At 72.0% G+C, this 20,721-nt stretch carries 16 protein-coding genes, 1 tRNA gene and 1 pseudogene; 6 read left to right on the top strand and 12 right to left on the bottom strand.

What is annotated here, in order from left to right; translation table 11 throughout:
* Positions 1–213: 213 nt before the first annotated feature.
* The 6 genes and pseudogenes from hutH to AB0B66_RS03895 form a co-directional block, all read right to left on the bottom strand.
* Positions 214–1,749, bottom strand: a complete 1,536-nt coding sequence (gene hutH, locus AB0B66_RS03870; RefSeq protein ID WP_360522447.1) for a histidine ammonia-lyase — start codon at positions 1,747–1,749, stop codon at positions 214–216.
* Positions 1,750–1,847: 98 nt separating this feature from the next.
* A pseudogene (gene hutI / locus AB0B66_RS03875) lies at positions 1,848–2,963 on the bottom strand (imidazolonepropionase); the annotation flags it as partial.
* Complete coding sequence (locus AB0B66_RS03880) at positions 2,951–4,252, bottom strand: formimidoylglutamate deiminase (RefSeq protein WP_360522931.1); 1,302 nt, start codon at positions 4,250–4,252, stop codon at positions 2,951–2,953. The gene AB0B66_RS03880 and the pseudogene hutI, both read right to left, overlap by 13 nt.
* Positions 4,252–5,451: an allantoate amidohydrolase gene (locus AB0B66_RS03885; RefSeq protein ID WP_360522450.1), complete on the bottom strand. Its 1,200-nt coding sequence runs from the start codon at positions 5,449–5,451 to the stop codon at positions 4,252–4,254. Before AB0B66_RS03885 ends, AB0B66_RS03880 begins: the two co-directional genes overlap by 1 nt.
* Complete coding sequence (gene hutU, locus AB0B66_RS03890) at positions 5,448–7,097, bottom strand: urocanate hydratase (RefSeq protein WP_360522453.1); 1,650 nt, start codon at positions 7,095–7,097, stop codon at positions 5,448–5,450. The genes AB0B66_RS03885 and hutU overlap by 4 nt, the downstream gene beginning before the upstream one ends.
* A gap of 12 nt (positions 7,098–7,109) precedes the next feature.
* Positions 7,110–7,967, bottom strand: coding sequence for a MurR/RpiR family transcriptional regulator (locus tag AB0B66_RS03895; protein WP_360522933.1), 858 nt, complete (start codon positions 7,965–7,967; stop codon positions 7,110–7,112).
* A gap of 123 nt (positions 7,968–8,090) precedes the next feature.
* On the opposite strand from AB0B66_RS03895, the gene AB0B66_RS03900 reads away from it, so the two are divergent.
* Together AB0B66_RS03900 and AB0B66_RS03905 are read left to right on the top strand one after the other, a co-directional pair.
* Positions 8,091–8,933, top strand: a complete 843-nt coding sequence (locus AB0B66_RS03900) for a class I SAM-dependent methyltransferase (protein ID WP_360522456.1) — start codon at positions 8,091–8,093, stop codon at positions 8,931–8,933.
* Positions 8,934–9,150: 217 nt separating this feature from the next.
* Positions 9,151–9,990: an MOSC N-terminal beta barrel domain-containing protein gene (locus AB0B66_RS03905; protein ID WP_360522459.1), complete on the top strand. Its 840-nt coding sequence runs from the start codon at positions 9,151–9,153 to the stop codon at positions 9,988–9,990.
* Here AB0B66_RS03905 and AB0B66_RS03910 read toward each other — a convergent pair.
* Both AB0B66_RS03910 and AB0B66_RS03915 read right to left on the bottom strand, forming a co-directional pair.
* Positions 9,983–10,498 carry a GNAT family N-acetyltransferase gene (locus tag AB0B66_RS03910; protein ID WP_360522462.1) on the bottom strand — a complete coding sequence of 172 codons (516 nt, stop codon included), beginning with the start codon at positions 10,496–10,498 and terminating at the stop codon, positions 9,983–9,985. The genes AB0B66_RS03905 and AB0B66_RS03910 overlap by 8 nt on opposite strands.
* Before the next feature lie 73 nt (positions 10,499–10,571).
* Positions 10,572–13,679 (bottom strand): M14 family zinc carboxypeptidase, encoded by a 3,108-nt coding sequence (locus AB0B66_RS03915; RefSeq protein ID WP_360522465.1) that lies wholly within the window; start codon positions 13,677–13,679, stop codon positions 10,572–10,574.
* Positions 13,680–13,860: 181 nt separating this feature from the next.
* Here AB0B66_RS03915 and AB0B66_RS03920 point away from each other — a divergent pair, with 181 nt between their 5' ends.
* Positions 13,861–14,214 carry an MmcQ/YjbR family DNA-binding protein gene (locus AB0B66_RS03920; RefSeq protein ID WP_360522468.1) on the top strand — a complete coding sequence of 118 codons (354 nt, stop codon included), beginning with the start codon at positions 13,861–13,863 and terminating at the stop codon, positions 14,212–14,214.
* Between the two features lie 7 nt (positions 14,215–14,221).
* On the opposite strand, the gene AB0B66_RS03925 is transcribed toward AB0B66_RS03920, so the two are convergent.
* Positions 14,222–14,294 (bottom strand) — tRNA-Leu (locus AB0B66_RS03925).
* 95 nt (positions 14,295–14,389) lie between these two features.
* Positions 14,390–14,866 (bottom strand): thioredoxin-dependent thiol peroxidase, encoded by a 477-nt coding sequence (gene bcp / locus AB0B66_RS03930; RefSeq protein ID WP_360522471.1) that lies wholly within the window; start codon positions 14,864–14,866, stop codon positions 14,390–14,392.
* A gap of 107 nt (positions 14,867–14,973) precedes the next feature.
* On the opposite strand from bcp, the gene AB0B66_RS03935 reads away from it, so the two are divergent.
* Genes AB0B66_RS03935 through AB0B66_RS03945 form a run of 3 tightly spaced genes read left to right on the top strand, consistent with a single transcriptional unit; the run spans position 14,974 to position 17,545 of the window.
* Positions 14,974–16,017 (top strand): energy-coupling factor ABC transporter permease, encoded by a 1,044-nt coding sequence (locus AB0B66_RS03935; RefSeq protein WP_360522936.1) that lies wholly within the window; start codon positions 14,974–14,976, stop codon positions 16,015–16,017.
* Between the two features lie 2 nt (positions 16,018–16,019).
* Complete coding sequence (gene cbiQ / locus AB0B66_RS03940; RefSeq protein WP_360522474.1) at positions 16,020–16,790, top strand: cobalt ECF transporter T component CbiQ; 771 nt, start codon at positions 16,020–16,022, stop codon at positions 16,788–16,790.
* Positions 16,787–17,545: an ATP-binding cassette domain-containing protein gene (locus AB0B66_RS03945; protein ID WP_360522477.1), complete on the top strand. Its 759-nt coding sequence runs from the start codon at positions 16,787–16,789 to the stop codon at positions 17,543–17,545. The genes cbiQ and AB0B66_RS03945 overlap by 4 nt, the downstream gene beginning before the upstream one ends.
* A 25-nt stretch (positions 17,546–17,570) precedes the next feature.
* On the opposite strand, the gene AB0B66_RS03950 is transcribed toward AB0B66_RS03945, so the two are convergent.
* Positions 17,571–19,415, bottom strand: a complete 1,845-nt coding sequence (locus tag AB0B66_RS03950) for a hypothetical protein (RefSeq protein ID WP_360522480.1) — start codon at positions 19,413–19,415, stop codon at positions 17,571–17,573.
* A gap of 181 nt (positions 19,416–19,596) precedes the next feature.
* A complete protein-coding gene (locus AB0B66_RS03955) occupies positions 19,597–20,721 on the bottom strand; it encodes a hypothetical protein (RefSeq protein ID WP_360522483.1) in 1,125 nt (374 codons plus the stop codon).

The raw sequence follows: 20,721 nt of genomic DNA on the forward strand, positions 1-20,721 counted from the left end.
ATGATCGCTGTTTCGGGTCAGAACCTTGCGTGGAGCCGCACTTCTTGACCTGAGACAGCGATCATCGCGCCCCTACGTCCCGTGATCGCGACGATCTTGCGCGAACTGTTACCGACTTGCCCGATTCGGGCGTGTCTCGCCCACGGTTCGCGCAAGATCGTCGCCGCGCCGCGCCGCGCCGCGCCGCGCCGCGCCGAGCCGCGCCGGGGTGGGTCAGGACAGGGGGCCGACCTCGGCTTCGATGGCGGCGAGGAGCTCGGGGCCGGAGACGGCGGCGCGGACGTGTTCCAGGATCGGGGCCATGAAGACGTCGGGGCCGGGGGTGCCGATGAGCGGCGTGAGCTGCTCGATGGCGATCCGGCCGGCGGGGGACGGGGTCAGCGGGGCGCGCAGCTGGAGGCCGCGTACCGCCGCCAGCAGTTCCACCGCGAGCAGGCTGGTCAGGTTGTCCAGGACGACTCGCAGCTTCTTCGCCGCGGCCCAGCCCATGCTGACGTGGTCCTCCTGCATGCCCGAGGTCGGGATGGTGTCCACGCTGGCGGGCGAGGCCAGCCGCCGGTTCTCGGCGACGATGCCCGCCGCGGTGTACTGCGCGATCATCAGGCCGGAGTTGACCCCGGCGTCGGGGCTGAGGAACGGCGGCAGGTCCCGCGAGCGGGTCATGTCCAGCAGCCGGTCGACGCGGCGCTCGCTGATCGAGCCGATCTCGGCGGCGGCGATGGCGAGGAAGTCCGCGGCGAAGCCGAGCGGCGCGCCGTGGAAGTTGCCAGTCGACTCGACCCGGCCGTCGGGCAGCACCACCGGGTTGTCGGCGAGGCTGACCAGTTCGCGCGCGGCGACGGTGCGGGCGAAGTCCAGGGTGTCCCGGGCCGCGCCGGCGACCTGCGGGGCGCAGCGCATCGAGTACGCGTCCTGCACCGCGTGCTCCAGGTCGTCCCGGTGGCTGTCCATGATCGAGGACTGCTGGAGCAGCTTGTACATGTTGGCGGCGCTCGCGCCCTGGCCCGGGTGCGGGCGGATCTCGTGGATCGACGGGTGGAACGGCCGGTCGGTGCCGAGCATGGCCTCGATCGACAGGGCCGCGGTCACGTCGGCGACGGTGCACAGATGGCCCAGGTCGTCGCAGGCCAGCAGCAGCATGGCGAGCATGCCGTCGGTGCCGTTGATCAGCGCCAGGCCCTCCTTGGAGGACAGGGAGATCCCGCTGAGCCCGGCGGCGTGCAGGGCGTCCTCGGCGGCCACCCGGGCGCCGTCCTTGCCGAGCACCCAGCCCTCACCCATCAGCACCAGCGCGCAGTGGGCGAGCGGGGCCAGGTCGCCGGACGCGCCGAGCGAGCCGTGCTCGGGCACCCACGGGGTGATGTCGTGGTTGAGCAGGTCGACGAGCGCCTGGGCGACGAGGGGGCGTACGCCGGAGTGGCCCAGCGCCAGCGAGCGCACCCGCAGCAGCATCATGGCCCGGACCACCTCGCGCGGCATGGGCGCGCCGACGCCGGCGGCGTGCGAGCGGATCAGCGCGTGCTGCAGCTCGGCCCGGCGCTCGGGGGCGATGAACGTGTTGGCCAGCGCACCGAAGCCGGTGGAGACGCCGTAGACGGGGCGGCCGTCGCGTTCGATGTCATCGACGATGGCGCGGCTGGCCTGCATCGCGGCGATGGCGGCGTCGCTGATGGACACCTGCGCGTCGGCGCGGGCCACCGCGGCGACGTCGCCGGGGGCGATGCCGGTGGGTTCGACGATGACGGTCATGAGAGCACTCCCTTGTGCGGAGATTCCGGATGGTGCGGCCCCGAGGCGTTAAGAAGGTGCCCTTCCTCAACGCATAGCGATGTGAAGGTGCCCTTCCTTGCTACGGAGCGGATCAGCGGCACGCCGGGCCGGTAGGCCAGGTGCAGGTGAGAGGGGGCGTCGAGGACGATCAGGTCCGCGGACGCGCCGATACCGAGGTGGCCGAGGTCGGGGCGGCGCAGGGCGCGGGCGCCGCCTGCGGTGGCGGCCCAGACGGCCTCGGTGGGGGTCATGAACATGTCCCGCACCGCCAGGGCGATGCAGAAGGGCATGGATGAGGTGTACGAGGAGCCGGGGTTGCAGTCCGAGGCCAGCGCGACGGTGACTCCGGCGGCGAGCAGGCGGCGCGCGTCGGGATACGGCGAGCGCGTCGAGAACTCCGCGCCCGGGAGCAGGGTCGCGACGGTGTTCGAGTGCGCCAGGGCGTCGACGTCGGCGTCGGACAGGTGGGTGCAGTGGTCGGCGCTGGCGCAGTCGAGTTCGACGGCGAGCCGCACGCCGCCGCCCATGGTGAGCTGGTTGGCATGGATGCGGGGGCGCAGCCCGGCGGCGATGCCCGCCTTCAGGACCCGGCGCGACTCCTCGACGTCGAACGCGCCGCGTTCGCAGAACACGTCCACCCAGCCCGCGTACGGCGCGCAGGCGTCCAGCATCGGGCCGGTGACCAGGTCCACGTAGCCGTCGGGGGAGTCGGCGGGTTTGACGTGCGCGCCGAGGAAGGTGACCTCGTCGGTGAACTCGCGGGCGATGCGCACCGAGCGGGCCTCGTCGGGCGTGCTGAGGCCGTACCCACTCTTGATCTCGATGGTGGTGGTGCCCTGCCGCAGCGCCTCGCCGACCAGCCGGGCCACGTTGGCGCGCAGCTCGTCGTCGGTGGCGGCGCGGGTCGCGGCGACGGTCGTGCGGATGCCGCCGCCGGTGTACGGCTGCCCGGCCATGCGCGCCGCGAACTCCGGCGCGCGGTCCCCGGCGAACACCAGGTGACTGTGGCTGTCCACGAAGCCGGGCAGCACTGCCGCCCCGCGTACGTCGAGGCGCTCGTCGGCGGCGGGCGCGGCCGAGGCCGGGCCGACCCATTCGACCCGCTCGCCGACCACCATCGCGGCGTCCCGCAGCAGGCCCAGCTCGGGATCGTTCGTGGTCAGCTCGCCGATGTTGGTGATCAGAAGAGACACGTGATCGCCTCCTGCAGCTCGCGGGCGACGTCGACCGAGACGTGCCGCCCGTCCCGGACGATCTCCCGGCCGTCGGCCATGACGTGGGTGACGTCGGCGGCGCTCGCCGCGAACAGCACGCCCTCGGGGTCGATCCCCGCGGTGCGCGGGCTGTCCAGGGCCACGGTCACCAGGTCGGCCCGCGCCCCGACCTCGATCCGTCCGGCGTCAGGCCAGCCCAGGCTGGTATGCCCGGTCGCCGTCGCCGCGGCCCTCAACTCGGCCGCCGTGAAGTGCCCGCGCTGCTCGGTGGCGAGACGTTCGTCCAGTTCCAGGGCCCGCGACTCCTCGAAGAAGTCTATGACCGCGTGGCTGTCGCTGCCCAAGGTCAACCGGGTGCCCGCGTCGGCCAGGGTACGCGCCGGGCCGATGCCGTCGCCGAGGTCGCGCTCCGTCGTAGGGCAGAAGCACGCGTACGAGTCCGACAGCAGCGCCATGTCCCGGTGCGTCAGATGGGTGGCGTGCACCGCCGTGAAGGTCTCGTGCACGGCCCCGAAGTCCGCCAGCACCTCCGTCGGCGTGCGCCCGTGCTCGGCCAGGCACGCCTCGTTCTCGGCCCGCTGCTCGGACACGTGCGCGTGCAGCGGCCGCCCCGCCGCCCAGGCGGCCACGGTCGCCATCTGCGTCAGCGGCACCGCCCGCACCGAGTGGATCGCCGCCCCGACCACCACATGAGGCGCGTCGGGCAGCGCGTCCACCCGATCCGCCCACCGCAGCGCGTCCCCGTCCCCGAACCGCAGTTGCGGCCCCTCCAGAGGCTTGCCGTCCACGGACGCGGTCAGGTAGAGCGTGTCCAGCAGCGTGATCCGCAGCCCCGCGTCGTGGGCGGCGGCGATCAGCGCGTGACTCATCGCGTTCGGGTCGCCGTAGGGCGTCCCGTCCGGCCCGTGGTGCAGGTAGTGGAACTCGCCCACCGACGTGATCCCGCCCAGCGCCATCTCCCCGTAAACGCCCCGCGCCAACCGGTAGTACGAGTCCGGATCCAGCGCCGCCGCGACCCGATACATCTGCTCCCGCCAGGTCCAGAACGACCCCCGGTCGGCATGAGTCCGCCCCCGCAGGGCCCGATGAAACGCATGGGAGTGCGCATTCGCAAACCCCGCCATCGTCAACCCACCCCGATACACCGCCCCGCTCCCAAGATCGTCGCGATCTTGGAGGCGGGTGATGCGGGTCAGGCGGTTTTCGTGGGTTTCCAGCAGGACGTCGGGGAAGACGCCGTCGGGGAGCCAGGCGTACTGGCAGTGGATCAGCACGCGAGGTCCTGGAGGACGCTGGCGAGGGCTTGGATGCCGGATTCGCAGTCGGCGTCGGGGGCGTGTTCGGCGGGGGAGTGGGAGATGCCGGTCGGGTTGCGGACGAAGAGCATCGCGGTGGGGACGAAGGCGCTGAGGACGCCTGCGTCGTGGCCCGCGCCGGTGGGCAGGATCGGGGCCTCGTCGAGCAGCTTGGACAGGCGGTCGCGCAGGCCGGTGTGGAACTCGGTCTCGGGGGAGACCGACTCGGCGGTCAGGGTGACCTCGGTGCCGTCGGCCAGGGCTCGGTGCTGGGCGTGCAGGTGTACGCCGGCGACGACCTGCTCCATCGTGTCGGGGGAGTCGGCGCGGGCGTCGAGCCAGGCGCTGACCTTGCCGGGGACGGCGTTGGTGGCGTTCGGGTAGACCTGGACGCGGCCGATGGTGGCGTGCGCACCGAGGCGGCGCGCCTCGTCGTTCGCGGCGAGCACGGTGGACGCGAAGGTCAGCATCGGGTCGCGGCGGTCGGCCATCAGGGTGGTGCCGGCGTGGTTGGCCTCGCCGGTGAAGTCCAGCCGCCAGCGGCCGTGCGGCCAGATGGCGCTGGCCACGGCGACCGGGCGGTCCAGGTCCACCAGGGCGCGGCCCTGCTCGACGTGCAGCTCGACGTAGCAGCCGACCCGGCCGAGCAGGTCCGGTCGAGCTCCGGCCGGGCCGTCACCGAGCGCCTGCCGCATGGCCGTGCCCAGGGTGACGCCGTCGCGGTCGGTCAGCGCCGCCGCGGCGGCCGGGTCGACCAGGCCCGCGAGCAGGCGCGAGCCGAGGCAGGCGAGCCCGAACCGGGAACCCTCCTCCTCCGCGAAGACCGCGATGCCGATCGGGCGGGCCGGGGTCACGCCCCGGGCCCGCAGCTCGTCGACCGCGAGCAGGGCACTGACCACACCGAGCGGCCCGTCGTACGCCCCGCCGTGCGGCACCGAGTCCAGATGCGAGCCGGTCAGCACGGCGTCCCCGGCGGCGGGATCACCCCACCACGCGAAGATGTTGCCGTTGCCGTCCTCTTCGATCAGCAGGTCCCGCGCCTTGGCCTGCTCGACGAACCAGCTCCGCAGGGTCATCTCGGCCGGCCCGAACGCGTAGCGCAGGTAACCGCCGGAGTCCGCGTCCCGCCCCACCGGCGCCAGCTGCGCCCACAACTCCCCAAAAGCGCTCATGACTCACGCATCGGGATGCGGACGCCGCGGTCGGTGGCGACCGAGGCGGCGTGGTCGTAGCCGGCGTCGACGTGGCGGATGACGCCCATGCCGGGGTCGTTGGTGAGGACGCGCTCGATCTTCTGGGCGGCCAGCGCGGTGCCGTCGGCGACGGTGACCTGCCCGGCGTGGATGGAGCGGCCGATGCCGACGCCGCCGCCGTGGTGGAGGGACACCCACGACGCGCCGGAGGCGGTGTTGACCAGGGCGTTGAGCAGCGGCCAGTCGGCGATCGCGTCGGAGCCGTCAAGCATCGCCTCGGTCTCCCGGTACGGCGACGCGACGCTGCCGCAGTCGAGGTGGTCGCGGCCGATGACGATCGGGGCTTTCAGCGTGCCGTCGGCGACCATCTCGTTGAAGCGCACGCCGGCCTTGTCGCGCTCGCCGTAGCCGAGCCAGCAGATGCGGGCGGGCAGGCCCTGGAAGGCGACCTTCTCCTGCGCCATTTTGATCCAGCGCGACAGCGACTCGTTCTCGGGGAACAGGTCGAGCACGGCCTTGTCGGTGGCGGCGATGTCGGCCGGGTCGCCGGACAGCGCGGCCCACCGGAAGGGTCCCTTGCCCTCCTCGAACAGCGGCCGGATGTACGCGGGCACGAAGCCCGGGAACGCGAACGCGCGGTCGTACCCGCCGAGCTGGGCTTCGCCGCGGATCGAGTTGCCGTAGTCGAACACCTCGGCGCCCGCGTCGAGGAAGCCGACCATGGCCTCGACGTGCTTGGCCATGCTGGCGCGGGCCCGCTCGGTGAACTCCTCCGGCTTGTCGGCCGCGAACGTCTGCCACTGCTCCATGGAGACGCCCTCGGGCAGGTACGACAGCGGGTCGTGGGCGCTGGTCTGGTCGGTCACGATGTCGATGGCGACGCCACGGCGCAGCAGCTCGGGGAAGATCGTGGCGGCGTTGCCGACGACGCCGACCGACAGCGGCCGCCGGTCGCGCTTGGCGGCCAGGGCCAGCTCGATGCCGTGGTCGAGGGAGTCGGCGACCACATCGAGGTAGCGGGTCTGCACCCGGCGGTCCAGCCGGGTCTTGTCGACGTCGACGATCAGGCACGCGCCGCCGTTCATGGTGACGGCCAGCGGCTGCGCGCCGCCCATGCCGCCGCAGCCGCCGGTCAGTGTCAATGTCCCGGCCAGGGTCCCGTCGAACTTCTTGGCCGCGACGGCCGCGAACGTCTCGTAGGTGCCCTGCAGGATGCCCTGGGTGCCGATGTAGATCCAGGAGCCGGCGGTCATCTGGCCGTACATGGTCAGGCCGAGCTGCTCCAGGCGGCGGAACTCGGGCCAGGTGGCCCAGTCGCCGACCAGGTTGGAGTTGGCCAGCAGCACGCGCGGGGCCCACTCGTGGGTGCGGAACACGCCGACCGGGCGGCCCGACTGGACCAGCATGGTCTCGTCGTCCTTGAGCGTGGTCAGGGTACGGATCAGCGCGTGGAAGCTGGGCCAGTCGCGGGCCGCCTTGCCGGTGCCGCCGTACACCACCAGGTCCTGGGGGCGCTCGGCGACGTCCGGGTCGAGGTTGTTGCACAGCATCCGGATCGCCGCCTCCTGGGGCCAGCCCAGCGCGGTGCGGGTGGTGCCGGTAGCGGCACGGATGATCTGCTCCATCGTTTCCCCTGCCTATTCCATGAAGACGCTGCGGCGGGTGGCCGAGCTCTCGAAGTGTTCGAGCCGGCGCTGGGTGGCCGCCGGGTCGACGTCGCTGATGGCCTGCAGCAGCACCATGGTCAGCACCATGGGGGCGGTGTGCAGGTCGAACACGAGCTGGGAGCCGACCGCGGCGGTGAGCGTCACGTCGGCGAGGTCGGTGGCCGGGCTGACCGGGGAGTCGGTCACCACGACGATCTTCAGGCCCAGGCCGCGGGCCTCGGTGAGGGCGTCGCGCAGTTCCCGGGGGTATCGCGGCAGCGCGTACGCCAGCACGGCCCGCGCGCCGGAGTCGGCGGCCTGTTCGAGCCGTTCGGCGAGCAGGCTGCCGCCGGTGTCCAGCACCCGCACCTCGGGGTGGATCTTGGCGGCGAAGTAGCCGAAGTAGCCGGCGAGCGGGGCGGCAGCGCGCAGCCCGACCACGGGCAGCGGGCGGCTGGCGGCCAGCAGGCCCGCCGCGGCGTGCACGGCGGCCGGGTCGGCGAGGTGGTCGGCGAGGCGGTTCAGGTTGGCCATCTCGTCGCGTACCGCGCGCTGCAGGTCGTTGTCGCCGTCGGCGGCGGTCCCGGCGCGCGGCCCGGCGGTGAGTTCGCGCAGGCGGCGGCGCAGGGCAGGGTAGCCGTCGAAGCCCAGCGCCATCGCGAAGCGGGTCACCGACGGCTGGCTGACCTGTGCCAGCTCGGCGACCTCGGCGGCGGACAGGTAGGCGACGGTGTCGGCGTGGTGCACGAGTTCGCGGGCGATACGCCGCTGGGTGGGCGTCAGCCGGGCGCCCTGCACGAGCGAGCGCACGTCAGCCGCAGCCCCGGTCGGCGCATCGGTTGTTGGCACCACATTCACGACGACACTGTATGCAAAATTTCATTCAGCGACAATCTCGGGTCTGTCCGCGAGGCGGCCGGACATGATAGAACTCGCACACGAATTCATGTTCGCCGGTGGAAGGTGCGCCCCATGCCCGACCGCAAGACCCGGATCAGGCGGGCCGTGTCGCGCACCGCGCTGGCCCCGCTGGCCGCCCTGCCCAAGCGTCTGGCCAGGGTCGCCAAGCACGACGCCAAGGTGATCCGCCAGTCCGCGCGCTGGCTGGTGACCTCCCGCGAGCACCACAACTACACCTATGACCTGACGCCGCTGAACCGCGAGCACCTCGCCTGGTTCGTCAGCATCGTCGCCGAGGCCCCCGTCGCCGACGTGCGCGGCTGGATGGCCGAGATCGAGTCCGACACGGCGCTGCGCACGCACATCGAGCAGACCACCGCCCGTTCCGCCCGCCGGGGCCTGGCCGACAAGCAGGTGCGCTACGCCCGCCGGGTCGGCTGGTATGCCCTGGTCCGGGCCCGCAAGCCGCGGCACGTGGTGGAGACGGGTGTGGACAAGGGCCTGGGCACCTGCGTGCTGGCCGCCGCCCTGCTGCGCAATGCCGCCGAGGGGCACCCGGGCCGGGTCACCTCCCTGGACATCAACCCCGAGGCCGGCTACCTGGCCAAGGCGGAGCCCTGGGCCGGCGTCGTGGACCTGGTCATCGGCGACTCCATCGCGACGCTGAACGCCCTGGACCGCCCGGTCGACATGTTCCTGCACGACAGCGACCACAGCGCCGGGCACGAGCAGCGCGAGTTCACCGCCGTCGAGCCGCACCTGTCCGAGCGGGCGCTGCTGCTCACCGACAACGTCACCATCACCACCGTGCTGCTCAAGCACGCGGAGAAGACCGGCCGCCGCTTCCTGGCCTTCCGCGAGCAGCCGAAGGAGCACTGGTACCCGGGCGACGGCATCGGCGCGGCCTGGCGCTGAGCCGCGCCCGTCCGGCCCCACTGCAGCTGAGCGAAGATCGCTGTTTCCGGTCATGATCTGCGGCTGCACCGCACGTTTTGACCGCAGACGGCGATCTTTCCCGGTTCCGCCCGGCTGAGCCGCCGTGCACCCGGGGCGCGACGCGGCCGGATCGGGCGGGTGGCGGGACGCTGGTCGCGTGGGGCCGCTCAGGCGAGGGCGCTGATAACGTCGCGTCATGCGAGTGAGCGCGCTGCACACGTACCCGATCAAGGGCTGCCGCCGGATCGATCACCAGCGGGCGACCGTCGAGCCCTGGGGTCTGGCCGGCGATCGCCGCTGGATGATCATCGACCCGGACGGGGCGCAGGTCACGCAGCGTGACATCGCTCGGCTCGCCCTGCTGCGCGCCGTGCCGGTGGGTAGCGGTCTGGAACTGTCCTTCCCCGGCGGCGAGCCGCTGCTGGTCGCGCAGCCCGCGCCCGACCCGGTCGTGACCGCCACGCTGTGGGGGCGCATCACCATGACCGCCACCGCGGCCGGCCCCGACGCCGACGCGCTGCTCAGCAAGGAACTCGGCCGCGACGTGCGGCTGGTCTGGATGGACGACCCGGCGAACCGCCGCCCGGTCGACCCCGACTACGCCGTGCCCACCGATCGGGTCTCCTTCGCCGACGGCTTCCCGCTGCTGCTGACCAGCACCGCCTCGCTGGACCGGCTCAACGACTGGATCGCCGAGTCGGGCTCCGAGGAGGGCCCGCTGCCGATGGCCCGGTTCCGGCCCAACGTGGTGGTCGACGGCGCGCCGCCGTTCGCCGAGGACGAGTGGCTGGGCCGGCGACTGCGGATCGGCACGCTCGTGTTCCGGGTCGCCAAGCCGTGCGGCCGCTGCGTGGTCACCACCACCGACCAGGAGACCGGCGAACGCGGCCGCGAACCGCTGCGCACCCTGGCCCGTCACCGCAATGTCGGCCAGCAGCTGCTGTTCGGCTCCAACCTGATCCCCGACACGTTCGGTGAGATCGTGGTCGGCGACGAGGTCGAGGTGCTGGACCGGTTCCGGGCCGAGCTCAGCTGAGGTCGAGCCACATGAGGACCTCGTCACGGTCGTCGCCGGGAGCCACCCGCAGCGCGCCCGGCAGCCGGCCGACCTCCCGGTAGCCCAGCGGCCCGTAGAAGCGCTCCAGGCCCATGCCGCCGCGCACCGTGATGTGCAGGCCCGCCAGCCCCATCTCGCGGCCGATCCGCTCGCCCTCACGCATCAGTGCCGCTCCCTCGCCGCGGCCCTGGCGGCGCGGGTGCACCATGACCCGGCCCAGCGTGCGCCAGTGCTCGCTCAGCGCGAACCGCTGACTCACCAGGATCAGCATCGCCGCGACCACGCCGTCCTCGTCGTAGCCGACCAGCAGCCGGTCGATCCCGGCCGCGATCCCGTCGAACGCCGCCCGGGCCACCGGCGCGACGTCGTCCCGGGTCACCTGCCCCACGAAGCCGATCGATCCGCCCGCGTTCGACGCGTCGGTCCACAGCGTGATGATCTGCTCACGCACGACGTCCGTCAGCTCGGGATCCAGCTCAAACCGCATGATCCTGATCTTAGAAAGCAAGGAAGGGCACCTTCACAACGCTATGCGTTGTAGAAGGTGCCCTTCCCATCACTCAGTAGCCGAGCAGGTGCTTCATCGAGCGCTTGACCAGGTCGTTGCGCTCTGCCGGGGTCAGGCCCTCGGCGCCGAATCCGGTGAAGACCGTGTCACGGGTGACCACGATCGAACCCTCCTCGAACGCCTGCTGGCTGCGCACCCAGGTGTTGCTGCCGCCCGACGAGCCGTCCGGCGGTGCGGCGACGGTGAAGCCGCCCAGGCCGTCCTCGAACGAGGTCGTCGCGAGTGGCGCGCCGTCGGCGCTGACCGTCACGTCGTCGAGGAACACGCCGAGGCCCTGCGTGCCCCAGTCGGACGCGTACGAGATCGAGATCTCGATCTGCTGGCCCGCGTACGGGGTCAGGTCGTAGGCGAGCTCCGTCCAGCCCCCGGAGGGACCGGTCAGCGCGTGCCACGCACCCGTCGTGCCGGTCGGCGCGCAGTCCGCCGTCTGGTAGTGCGCCAGGAACGGGTGCAGGGTGGCCCAGCCGCTCGCGCAGCTGTCACCGGTCTCCTGGGTGCTGTGCCCGGTGGTGTCCGGCAGCGTGGTCCAGGTGTCCGAGCCGACCGGGTGGACCTCCACGAACATGAAGTCCCAGTTCGGCTCGGTGTCGTACGACGACCAGAACCGCAGCTCGCCGGAGGACTTCCCGGTCAGGTCCACGGTCCGGGACAGCCGCTTGTACGACACGTCCGCCCGGTCGCTGTAGAGATACCAGTCACCGGTGCGCGGATCGAACGGAGCCGCTCCCGGGCGCAGCCAGTCCACCGGGGACGAGCTGTTGAACTGCGGGAACTGTGCCGGGGGCAGGAAGCTCGACGTGGTCAGGAACGACGCGCTGTGCGTCTGGTTGCCCGCCGAGCCCGCCTCGTTGAGCGTGCCCGAGAACCCGCTGAACGCGCCCGTCCCGCCGCCGACGTCGTACGGCTCGCCGTCCGGGTCGGTGCCGCCGTCGCTGACGTAGGTGTACGCCCCGAGGTAGTACTGCATGAAGTCGTTCAGCAGCGGCAGACACGGGTATGCCCGCACGGTGCACTCCGGCTGCGCCGGTGCGTCCGGGTGGTAGAAGTACGCCCCGTCCGCCGACTGCGCGAACAGCGCGTTCTGGCCCGTGAGCAGCAGCTTGCCGCCCTCGTTCAGGTAGTCGCGCACGGCCAGCTCGATGTCGAGCGCGGCCTTCGCCGAGGTGCCGCCCGGCTGGCCGGTGGACCGCAGGATGATGTCGTCGCCGGTCTCCCAGACGATCGCCTTGTAGTGCGACAGCACGCCCAGGTGGTGCGGTGCCTTGCGGCCCATCACGTCGAAGTCGTACACGTCGCTGGAGTAGCCGGCCGCGGTCAGCGACGCGGCGTAGTCCGCGGCGTACTTCGCCGTGGTCACCCCCTGGGCCGGGCTGATGCCCGTCACGTCCTCCGCGGCGAGGATCAGCACCTTGCCGCCGACGTCGTCGTGCACCCGGTAGGTGAAGTGGTCGCTGGTCACCGCGCCGGAGCGGCCCGGCGTCACGGAGAACCCGCTGAACCACACCTCGACCTGGTCACCCGGCTTCTGCCCGGTCACCGTGCCGCGGAACTCGGCGTAGAAGTCGTCGTTCTCGTCGCCGTAGCGCTCGCCGCCCTTCCACTCCTTCACCGAGCCGGACTTCGTCGCCCCACCGTTGATCTTCCAGTTCACCTTGACGTTCTTCAGCGACCGGCGGATCGTCGCGGCGACGGCCTGGCTGCGGCCGTACGACACGTCGAAGCTGTCGGTCACGAAGTGCGGGGTGACGTGGCCCAGCACGGACACCGGGTCGTCCGGCCGCGCCGCCGACTTGGCCAGCGACAGCGCGAACGGGATGTTCTTGGCGAACTCCGCCTGGATCAGCTCCTCGTCGTCCGGGAAGTTGAAGCCGCTGGCGCAGTCCTCGGCCAGCCACTCGTCGTCCGGAATGGAGTTCGACACCGTCTCGCAGGTGGTCATCTCGGGCGTGAAGCCGAGCGTGCCGTACTTGGCCTGCATGTGCGAGTCGACGTCGCCGTTGGTGGTGTACAGCTCGGCCGAGATGTCCGGGTCGTAGCCGGGCACCGCCGGGTTCGCGTCGTCACCGGCCAGCGCCTGGTAGATGACGTCGTCCGGGCTCGGCGTGCTGACCTGCCAGCCCGTGCCGTAGAGCAGCAGCTCCGCGGCCGAGTGGTAGTTGACGTAGTAGTCCGGGCGGACCCGCTTGAAGAACGAGTCGAGGGCTTTGCTCTCCGGCTCCGAGTTCGGGCCGCTGCCGCGGTAGGTCTCACTGGACGGGTCAGGTGAGGAACCCTCGTTGTCGTAACCCCACTTGAAGGCGTAGTTGCGGTTCGGGTCCACGCCGTCGCCCGCCGTGATCTGCCCGTCGCCGTTGTTGTCACGCAGGTTCTTGCGCCACAACCGGTTGCCCTCGGTGAACGTGAAGTCGTAGCCGTCCGGGTTGACCACCGGGAAGAAGTACAGCTCACGCGTCTTGATCAGGTTGGTCAGCTCGGCGTTCGTGCCGTAGCCGTCGACGTAGTGGTGCAGCAGCCGGCGCACCATCTCGGGCGTGATCCACTCCCGGGCGTGCTGCGCCCCGTTGTAGACCACCGACGGCTTGAGCCCGTCGGGCAGCACGCGCGCGCCCAGGCTCAGCTTGATCCCTCGGATCGGCTTGCCCTGCACCGAGTGCCCGATCGTCAGCAGCTTGGTGATCGACGGGTACTGCGCCGCGATCTTCTCCAGCTCCTCGCGCAGGCCGCCGGGCCCGCTGTAGGGCCGGTACACCACGTTGCCCGCCAGCGCCTGCTTACGCAGCGCGTCCGAGGCCTTCTGGCCCCGGATCATCTTCACCGACAGCGGCACACCACGGCCGGCCAGCCGCGACGCCTCCACTTCGGAGAGCACCGCCTCGACCTTCACCTTGCCGCCGGGCAGCGGCGCCGTCCGCAACTCCTCGTTGTCGATGCCGAGCTTGCGGAACTGTTCCAGCTGGCTCTGATCCAGCTCGCCCACGTACACGTCGAGCGGGTTCCTGGCCCGATCGCCGTCACCGACGGGTTTCGCGCTCGCCGGCACGACCAGCGCGATCGCGCCGACCATGCCGAGGCACACCGCCACGACTCGAAGTTTCCTCACTGCCCCTCCAGGGTGTCGAAGGACTCGCGCAAGGAGCCTTTCGGAACACCGTTAAATGTGTCAATAGAACACGCCCGTTCCCGGCCGTGTGGTCGGGAATGTCACCGGTGAGGGGCAGACTGGTGGACGCGGCGCCTGGCCCAGGCTAGAGGTGCCGCGACCGGCGGCACGGGAGGCGCGGATGGTCACGGCGGAACAGGTGCGGCAGGTCGCGTTGTCGTTACCCCGGGCGTACGAGGCATTGGTGCGCGACCGGGTCAAGTTCCGGGTGGGGCGGATCGTGTTCGCAGCCCTGTCAGCCGACGAGACGGAGCTGGGCTTCGGCTATCCGAAGGAGGCGCGCGACGCGCTGGTGGCGGCCGAGCCGGACAAGTACTTCCTGCCCCGGGCGTCCGACCTGCGCTACCACTGGGTCGAGGCCCGGATGGCCGCGCTCGACTCCGACGAGCTGCCCGAGCTGATCACCGATGCCTGGCGCATGTGCGTCCCGAAGCGCGTCGCCGCCGAACACCTGCGCACGCTCGGGCTGAAGTGAAGGTGAGTAGGGCCGGCGGGATTCGAACCCGCACTGGCGCGGACCTAAACCGCGTGCCTCTGCCGTTGGGCTACGGCCCCAGGGGCATCTGATGTGCCCGAGCCATTCTCGCTCATCGGTGGCGGCAGCCGTGACCCAGGGGCACGCCACATCTCGCGCGTGCCCCGGGGCGGTTTCAGTCGATCTTCAGGTCGCGGCGGAGCTTGGCGACGTGGCCGGTGGCCTTGACGTTGTAGAAGGCGTGCTCGATCTGGCCCTTCTCGTCGATGACGAAGGTGGACCGGATGACGCCCTGCACGACCTTGCCGTAGTTCTTCTTCTCGCCGAACGCGCCGTAGCTGGTGAGCACGGCCTTGTCCTGGTCGCTGACGAGCGGGAAGGTGATCGCGTCGCGCTCGACGAACTTGGCCAGCTTCGCGGGCGCGTCGGGGGAGATGCCGACGACGGCATACCCCTTGGCGGTGAGCGAGGCGAGCGAGTCGCGGAAGTCGCAGGCCTGGGTGGTGCAGCCGGGGGTCATCGCGGCCGGGTAGGCGTACAGGACGACCTTCTTGCCGCGCAGGTCGGACAGGCTGAGCGTGCCGCCGTCGGCGGTCGGCAGGCTGAAGTCGGGGGCGGCGTCGCCGGGGGCGAGTCGTACGTTCTCCGTCACACCGGCCACCCTATCCGTGTCGTCTGCCTGCGCAGGTGAGGGCAGGACCGACGCAGCTTATTGCAAGTCTTTTGCAACAACCCTAGGCTGGCTGAGTGAATATCGCGATGCACATCTCCAACGGCATCATCGGCGGGCCGGTCTCGCTGGCGTACGGCGTGGTCGCCGTGGGGCTGCTGGCCCTCTGCCTGGGCCGCGCGCGCCAGGACCTCAACGACCGGCTGGCCCCGATGGCCGGCCTGGTTGCCGCGTTCATCTTCGCGGTGCAGATGCTCAACTTCCCCGTGCTGCCCGGCGTCAGCGGGCACCTGCTCGGCGGCGCGCTGGCCGCGGCGCTGGTCGGCCCGTGGGTCGGCGCGCTGTGCGTCTCGGTCGTCCTGATCGTGCAGGCGCTGGTCTTCGCCGACGGCGGCATCAGCGCGCTGGGCCTCAACATCTCCAACATGGCGCTGCTCGGCACCGCTGTCGCCTATCTGGTGCTGGTCGCGCTGATGAAGTTGCTGCCGCGCACGGCCGCGGGTGTCGGCCTGGCCGTGTTCCTGGCCTCGATCGTCTCGGTGGTGCTCGCTTCGCAGGGCTTCGTGCTGCAGTTCGTGCTCGGCGGTGAGGTGCCGCTGACCATCGGCTACGGGCAGATCTCGGCGACCATGGCCGGTATGCACGCGCTGATCGGCATCGGCGAGGGCCTCATCGCGGCGGCCGCCGTCACCACGGTGGCCAAGGTGCGACCCGATCTGGTGTACGCGCTGCGCGGCTCCCGCCTGGAGCAGCCCGCGACGGGCGGCGTACCGACCAGGGTCTTCGTGATCGGTGGCCTGGCCGTCGCCGCGGCGCTGGCCGGCGGTGTCAGCTACCTGGCGTCGGGCTCCCCGGACGGTCTCGACGCGACCACCCTCACCGGCTGCACCGTCGACGCCGACGGGGTGATCACCGGCGGCAGCTGCATCGCGCAGCAGGCAGCCGACCATGAGCTGGGCGGCTCGTTCCTCGCCGACTACGGCATCAAGGGCCTGGACAACGCGACCGGTCTGGCCGGGCTCATCGGCGTCGCGCTGACCTTCGCGATCGGCCTGGCGATCTTCTGGGCCGTGCGCCGCCGCCGGCACGCTGCGGCCGAGCAGGCCCCGACCGCCGTGGCCGCGGAGAAGTAGCCGTGGGCGCGGGGCACACCCATCCGATGTACGTGCACGGGCACTCGTCCGTGCACCACTTCGCGCCCGAGGTCAAGATCGCCGCGTCGGTGCTGTTCACCGTCGTGGTGGTGGCGACGCCGCGCGAGCTGCTGCCGGCCTTCGGGGCGTACGCGATGATCGTCGCGGTGCTCGCGGTGCTGGCGCGGATCCCCGCCGGGTGGCTGGCCCGGCGCAGCCTCATCGAGCTGCCCTTCGTGGCGACCGCGGTGCTGCTGCCGTTCTTCGCGGCGGGCCCCCGCACCGACGTGCTCGGGCTGTCGGTGGCCGTCGAAGGGCTGTGGGCCGGCTGGAACATCCTGGTCAAGGGCACGCTCGGCGTGCTCATCGCGCTGCTGCTGGCGGGCACCACCCCGGCCCGCGACGTGCTGATCGGCCTGGACCGGCTGCGCACCCCGCAGGCGATCACCCAGATCGCCCTGTTCATGCTGCGCTACCTGGACGTGCTCGCCGACGAGGCGCGGCGCATGCGCATCGCCCGGCTTTCCCGGCTCGACGACCCGCGTTTCCTGTGGCAGGTGCGCGGCTTCGCGGCCGGGCTCGGCACGCTGTTCCTGCGCGCGTTCGAACGCGGCGAGCGGGTCTTCCTGGCCATGCGCTCGCGCGGCTACACGGGGCGGCTGCCCGCGGCGCTGCAGGAGCACACCCGCGCCACCGCGCGGCAGTGGGCGATCGGGGCGGTGGTGCCCGCGCTCGCCGTCGTGGTGCTTCTGGCGGATAGGTTCCTCCTATGACCGCGCTGCTGCTCGACGACGTGCGATACGCCTACCCCGACGGCCACCAGGCGCTGCACGGCGTGAGCCTGCGCATCGAGCCCGGCGAGCGGGTCGCCCTGCTCGGCCCGAACGGCGCGGGCAAGACGACGCTGGTGCTGCACCTCAACGGCATCCTGCCGGCGTCCGGCCTGACCGGCTCGTCCGGCTCGGTGTCGGTCGGCGACCGCACCGTCGACCCGAAGGACCGGCCCGGCCTGGCCGAGATCCGCCGCCGCGTCGGCCTGGTCTTCCAGGACCCCGACGACCAGCTGTTCCTGCCGACCGTCGCCGAGGACGTGGCGTTCGGCCCGGCCAACCTGGGTCTGCGCGGCGCGGAACTGGTGGCGCGGGTCGACGAGGCGCTGGCCGCGGTCGGCATGGGCGACGTCAAGGACCGGGCTCCGCACCACCTGTCGCTGGGCCAGCGGCGGCGGGTCGCCGTCGCCACGGTGCTGGCGATGCGGCCCGACCTGCTGGTCATGGACGAGCCGTCGTCCAACCTGGACCCGCAGGCGCGGCGCGAGCTGGCCGAGATCGTGCTGGGGCTGGACGTGACGCTGCTGATGGTTACCCACGACCTGCCGTACGCGCTGCAGCTGTGCCCGCGCTCGGTGATCCTGGACGGCGGCCGGATCGTGGCGGACGGGCCGACCCGCGAGCTGCTGTCCGACACCGAACTGCTGGCCCGGCACCGGCTGGAACTGCCGTACGGATTCGCGGTCCCGGTGGCCTGACGCCACCGGGACCCGCCGTCGGGCGTCAGCGCCCGCGCACCTGCTGGCGGACCGTGGTCCAGACGCGGTTGCCGAACCTGGTGTGCCGGATCCGGCGCAGCAGGCGCACCGGGGCGCTCTCGGGCCCGAACGCCGCCGGCCGCGCGGTGACCCGGGCGTAGGTGCTGCCGGTGGCCGGGAGCGTGGTCTCCGGCTCCAGATGCTCGGCGGCGACCGCCAGCGTGGTGAACTGCTGCAGGATGCGCGCGTCCGGGCGACCACCCAGCCTGGTGCTGCGCAACGCCTTCTCGACTGCCGGTTTGTGCATGAGCCCGGCGAGCGTGCCGTCCGCGGTGTCCAGGAGGTCGCTCACCGCCGCCACGCCGTCGCCCTCCCAGACACGGGTGGCCGTGGACCGCCCGGTGTGGAGGCTGACGAAGGGCACGTCCGCCCACTCCGGCACCAGCCGGGCGATGATGCCGGTGTGCAGCAGCCGCTCGCGCTTCTGTTCCGGGGTCAGCGCGAACGTGGTGGCGACGAAGCCTGGCGCCAGGAATGGAGTGATCATGCCGGTGGTGTACGCGGAGGTGGACCAGCGGCGCATCCGTTCCACGAGGTAGAGGTAGTCGAGCAGGTGCAGCCCGCGTACGCCCCTCGCCTCGGCGTGCTGGAAGATGCCTTCGATCCGGTCCCGTTCGGCGGCGAACACGGCCGGCGCGATGGCCGCCGCGGGTGCGCCGGCGAGCAGCTTGCCCATGCCCGCCTGCCGGGGCGTGACCGTCGGGCCGGCGGCCGCCGGATACCAGTAGCCGACGGCCAGTTCGCCGGCCGCGCCGGTGTACGTGGCGGGGCTCATCCGCTCGGGCGGCAGCGGTGAGTCGGCCGGGCGGGTCAGGTAGCTGGACGGAAACTGGTGGTCGTAGCGGTCGCGCAGGTATCGGGCGCGCTCGCGCAGGCCGGTGTTCAGTACCTTCGCAGGGGCCCCGGCAAACCGGAGCACGTGTTCGGGATCGAGGCCGCGCCGGTCGCGCAGCAGCTGCACCAGCTGCTGCGCCACCCGCCCCTCGGCCGCGGTGTCGGTGTAGGTGAGGAAGCGGGGAAGACGATCGGCCGCGACCAGCGTGGCGGCGATCAGGCGGGAGTCCTTGCCGCCGGACAGGCCGAGGGTGATCTGGTCGGCGTAGAGCCGGGGCACGCCGGCGGCGACGCGGGTGAGCGCGTCGGCGGCTCGGTCGAGCTGCTCCGCGACGGGGCGGCCCTGGCCGGCGAGCCCTTCGGCGACCACGTCGTCGACCGCGTACCGGAGCTCGCTGTCCAGGCGCCAGCCACCACCGGGCAGGCGTCGCCCGGTCGCCCGCTCGCCTGGGCGCAGCTGCCGGGTCCCGGCCACCGGGGACAGGTCCCCGCCGAAGTGCCCGCAGACGGTGTACGAGGTCCAGCCGGCCAGGTCAGGCCGCGGCGTCCCGTGCAGGAACGTGGCGAGCAGTCCCGGCCGGGTGCAGTAGGCGGTGACCCCGTCGGCGGTGCCGGTGAACACCCGGGCCATGCCGAGCCAGTCCTGCTGCAGACTGAACCGGTCGGTGTCGAGCGCCAGCAGGCCGAACGGCGGCACCACGGCACGGTGCACGTCCTCGGCGGCCAGCAGCCGCTTGGCCAGCGCCGCCGCGCCGCCGTCGGCGTCGACCCCGACGGGGATGCCGAGGGAGACCGCGGTGACCGGACCGGCGGTCTCCACCGAGGGCCACCGGAATGCTCCCCGGTCGGCAGGGTGCAGGACGGTGACACCCCAGTCCTCGCCACCGAAGTCGTGTCGCGTCCACGATGCCGGCACGAGCCCGTCGAGCGCCTGCGTGAACCGGGCCGCACGCTGCGATCGCGCCTCATCGGACACCGGGACATGGGCAAACCAGCACAGCATGAGCTGCATCAACTACCCCCAGGTCGACTGCTGAGGGCGCAACTTAACGCGCTCGTAACGTTGTTGCTGTCCCTGATTCCTGTTCGGGGGGATAGCCGACCGAAAAGCTGACCTCAGATTGACCGGGGATCGGGTGGCGATCCGCCACCCGGGGTCAGGCGGGCGCTGCCGGGGTGGTGCCGGCCGCCGGCGGGCTGACGTCGGTCGGCACAGTGCCGTCCGACGGGTCTGCCGCGCTGCCGGAGGTGGTGCCGCGCAGGCGGAGCATGCCGGCCGCGGCGACACCGACGCCGAGGGCGATCACGGTGGCGACGACGACCCGGGCCGTGGTGTCGCCCCACGGGATCGGGGCGATCGAGCGGTGGAACACCGCCGCGTTGACCATGCCCGCGAACAGCCCGACCGCGGCCGCGCCCAGCGCGAGCGCGAAGTCGCCCGCGGCCCGGCGGGACAGCGAGTACGCCCCGGCGGCGATCGCGGCCAGCGCGCTGACCACGGCCCACAGCTGCACCGTGAGCAGTTCCAGCAGGATCGGGCCGAGGGTGTGGTTGCCCGCGTCGAGCTCGCGCCCCACCGCGTACGCGAGCGCGAGCACCCCGGCGGCGATGGCGGCAGCGGCGAGCACGACGGTGATCGCGCGAGGGCGGCCGCGGACCAGGCCGAGCAGGGCGACGGCTAGCGCACCGGCGACGGCGGCGATCCACCACGTCGTCGGGTTCGGCGGCGGCACCCAGTCGAGCACGCCGGTGACCTGCAACGGGGTCACCTCGGTGCGCATCGGCACGGTCCACTCGCGAATGCGGTGCGGCTGGTCCGGCGCGGCGGCCACGGCGGGCGGCTCTGCCGGCTCGGTCCAGATGGCGCGCTGGTCGTGCCAGCGGTACACCGGCTCGTCGCTGACCTTGCGCCACTCCGGGGGCACCGTCGGGTCGGCGTGCGCGGGCGGGTCGACGTGCGCGATGGTGATGTTGAGGTACGTGGCGGGGGAGTGGATGTTCTCGTACACCCCGTCGGGGCGTACCTCCAGATAGGGCTCGTTGCTGTAGCCCAGGACCTCGACCGGCTTGCCGCTGTGGTTGGTCAGCTGCAGCCGCGCGCCCGCCTCGATCGTGATCACTTCGAGGCCGGGCAGGTCGGGCGTGCCGGTGATGACGGTGCGGTAGTTCGTGGCGTCGGGGGCGTCGGCCCCGTGCGCGGCGGCGGGGGAGGCGAGGGTGAACAGCAGGGTGAGCGCGGTCCCGAGGACCGCGCCCACCCGCCGTGCCGTGAGGGGTGTCAT

Origin of the sequence: Catellatospora sp. NPDC049111, assembly GCF_040648615.1 — a bacterium.
In the GTDB taxonomy this organism is placed as follows: Bacteria; Actinomycetota; Actinomycetes; order Mycobacteriales; family Micromonosporaceae; genus Catellatospora; species Catellatospora aurea.

Excerpts from the sequence above, each read along its gene's own strand:
- hutH (WP_360522447.1), bottom strand. The coding sequence starts at position 1,749 with ATGACCGTCATCGTCGAACCCACCGGCATCGCCCCCGGCGACGTCGCC.
- AB0B66_RS03885 (WP_360522450.1), bottom strand. The coding sequence starts at position 5,451 with ATGAGCGCTTTTGGGGAGTTGTGGGCGCAGCTGGCGCCGGTGGGGCGG.
- hutU (WP_360522453.1), bottom strand. The coding sequence starts at position 7,097 with ATGGAGCAGATCATCCGTGCCGCTACCGGCACCACCCGCACCGCGCTG.
- AB0B66_RS03900 (WP_360522456.1), top strand. The coding sequence starts at position 8,091 with ATGCCCGACCGCAAGACCCGGATCAGGCGGGCCGTGTCGCGCACCGCG.
- AB0B66_RS03905 (WP_360522459.1), top strand. The coding sequence starts at position 9,151 with ATGCGAGTGAGCGCGCTGCACACGTACCCGATCAAGGGCTGCCGCCGG.
- AB0B66_RS03910 (WP_360522462.1), bottom strand. The coding sequence starts at position 10,498 with ATGCGGTTTGAGCTGGATCCCGAGCTGACGGACGTCGTGCGTGAGCAG.
- AB0B66_RS03920 (WP_360522468.1), top strand. The coding sequence starts at position 13,861 with ATGGTCACGGCGGAACAGGTGCGGCAGGTCGCGTTGTCGTTACCCCGG.
- AB0B66_RS03935 (WP_360522936.1), top strand. The coding sequence starts at position 14,974 with ATGCACATCTCCAACGGCATCATCGGCGGGCCGGTCTCGCTGGCGTAC.
- AB0B66_RS03945 (WP_360522477.1), top strand. The coding sequence starts at position 16,787 with ATGACCGCGCTGCTGCTCGACGACGTGCGATACGCCTACCCCGACGGC.
- AB0B66_RS03955 (WP_360522483.1), bottom strand. The coding sequence starts at position 20,721 with ATGACACCCCTCACGGCACGGCGGGTGGGCGCGGTCCTCGGGACCGCG.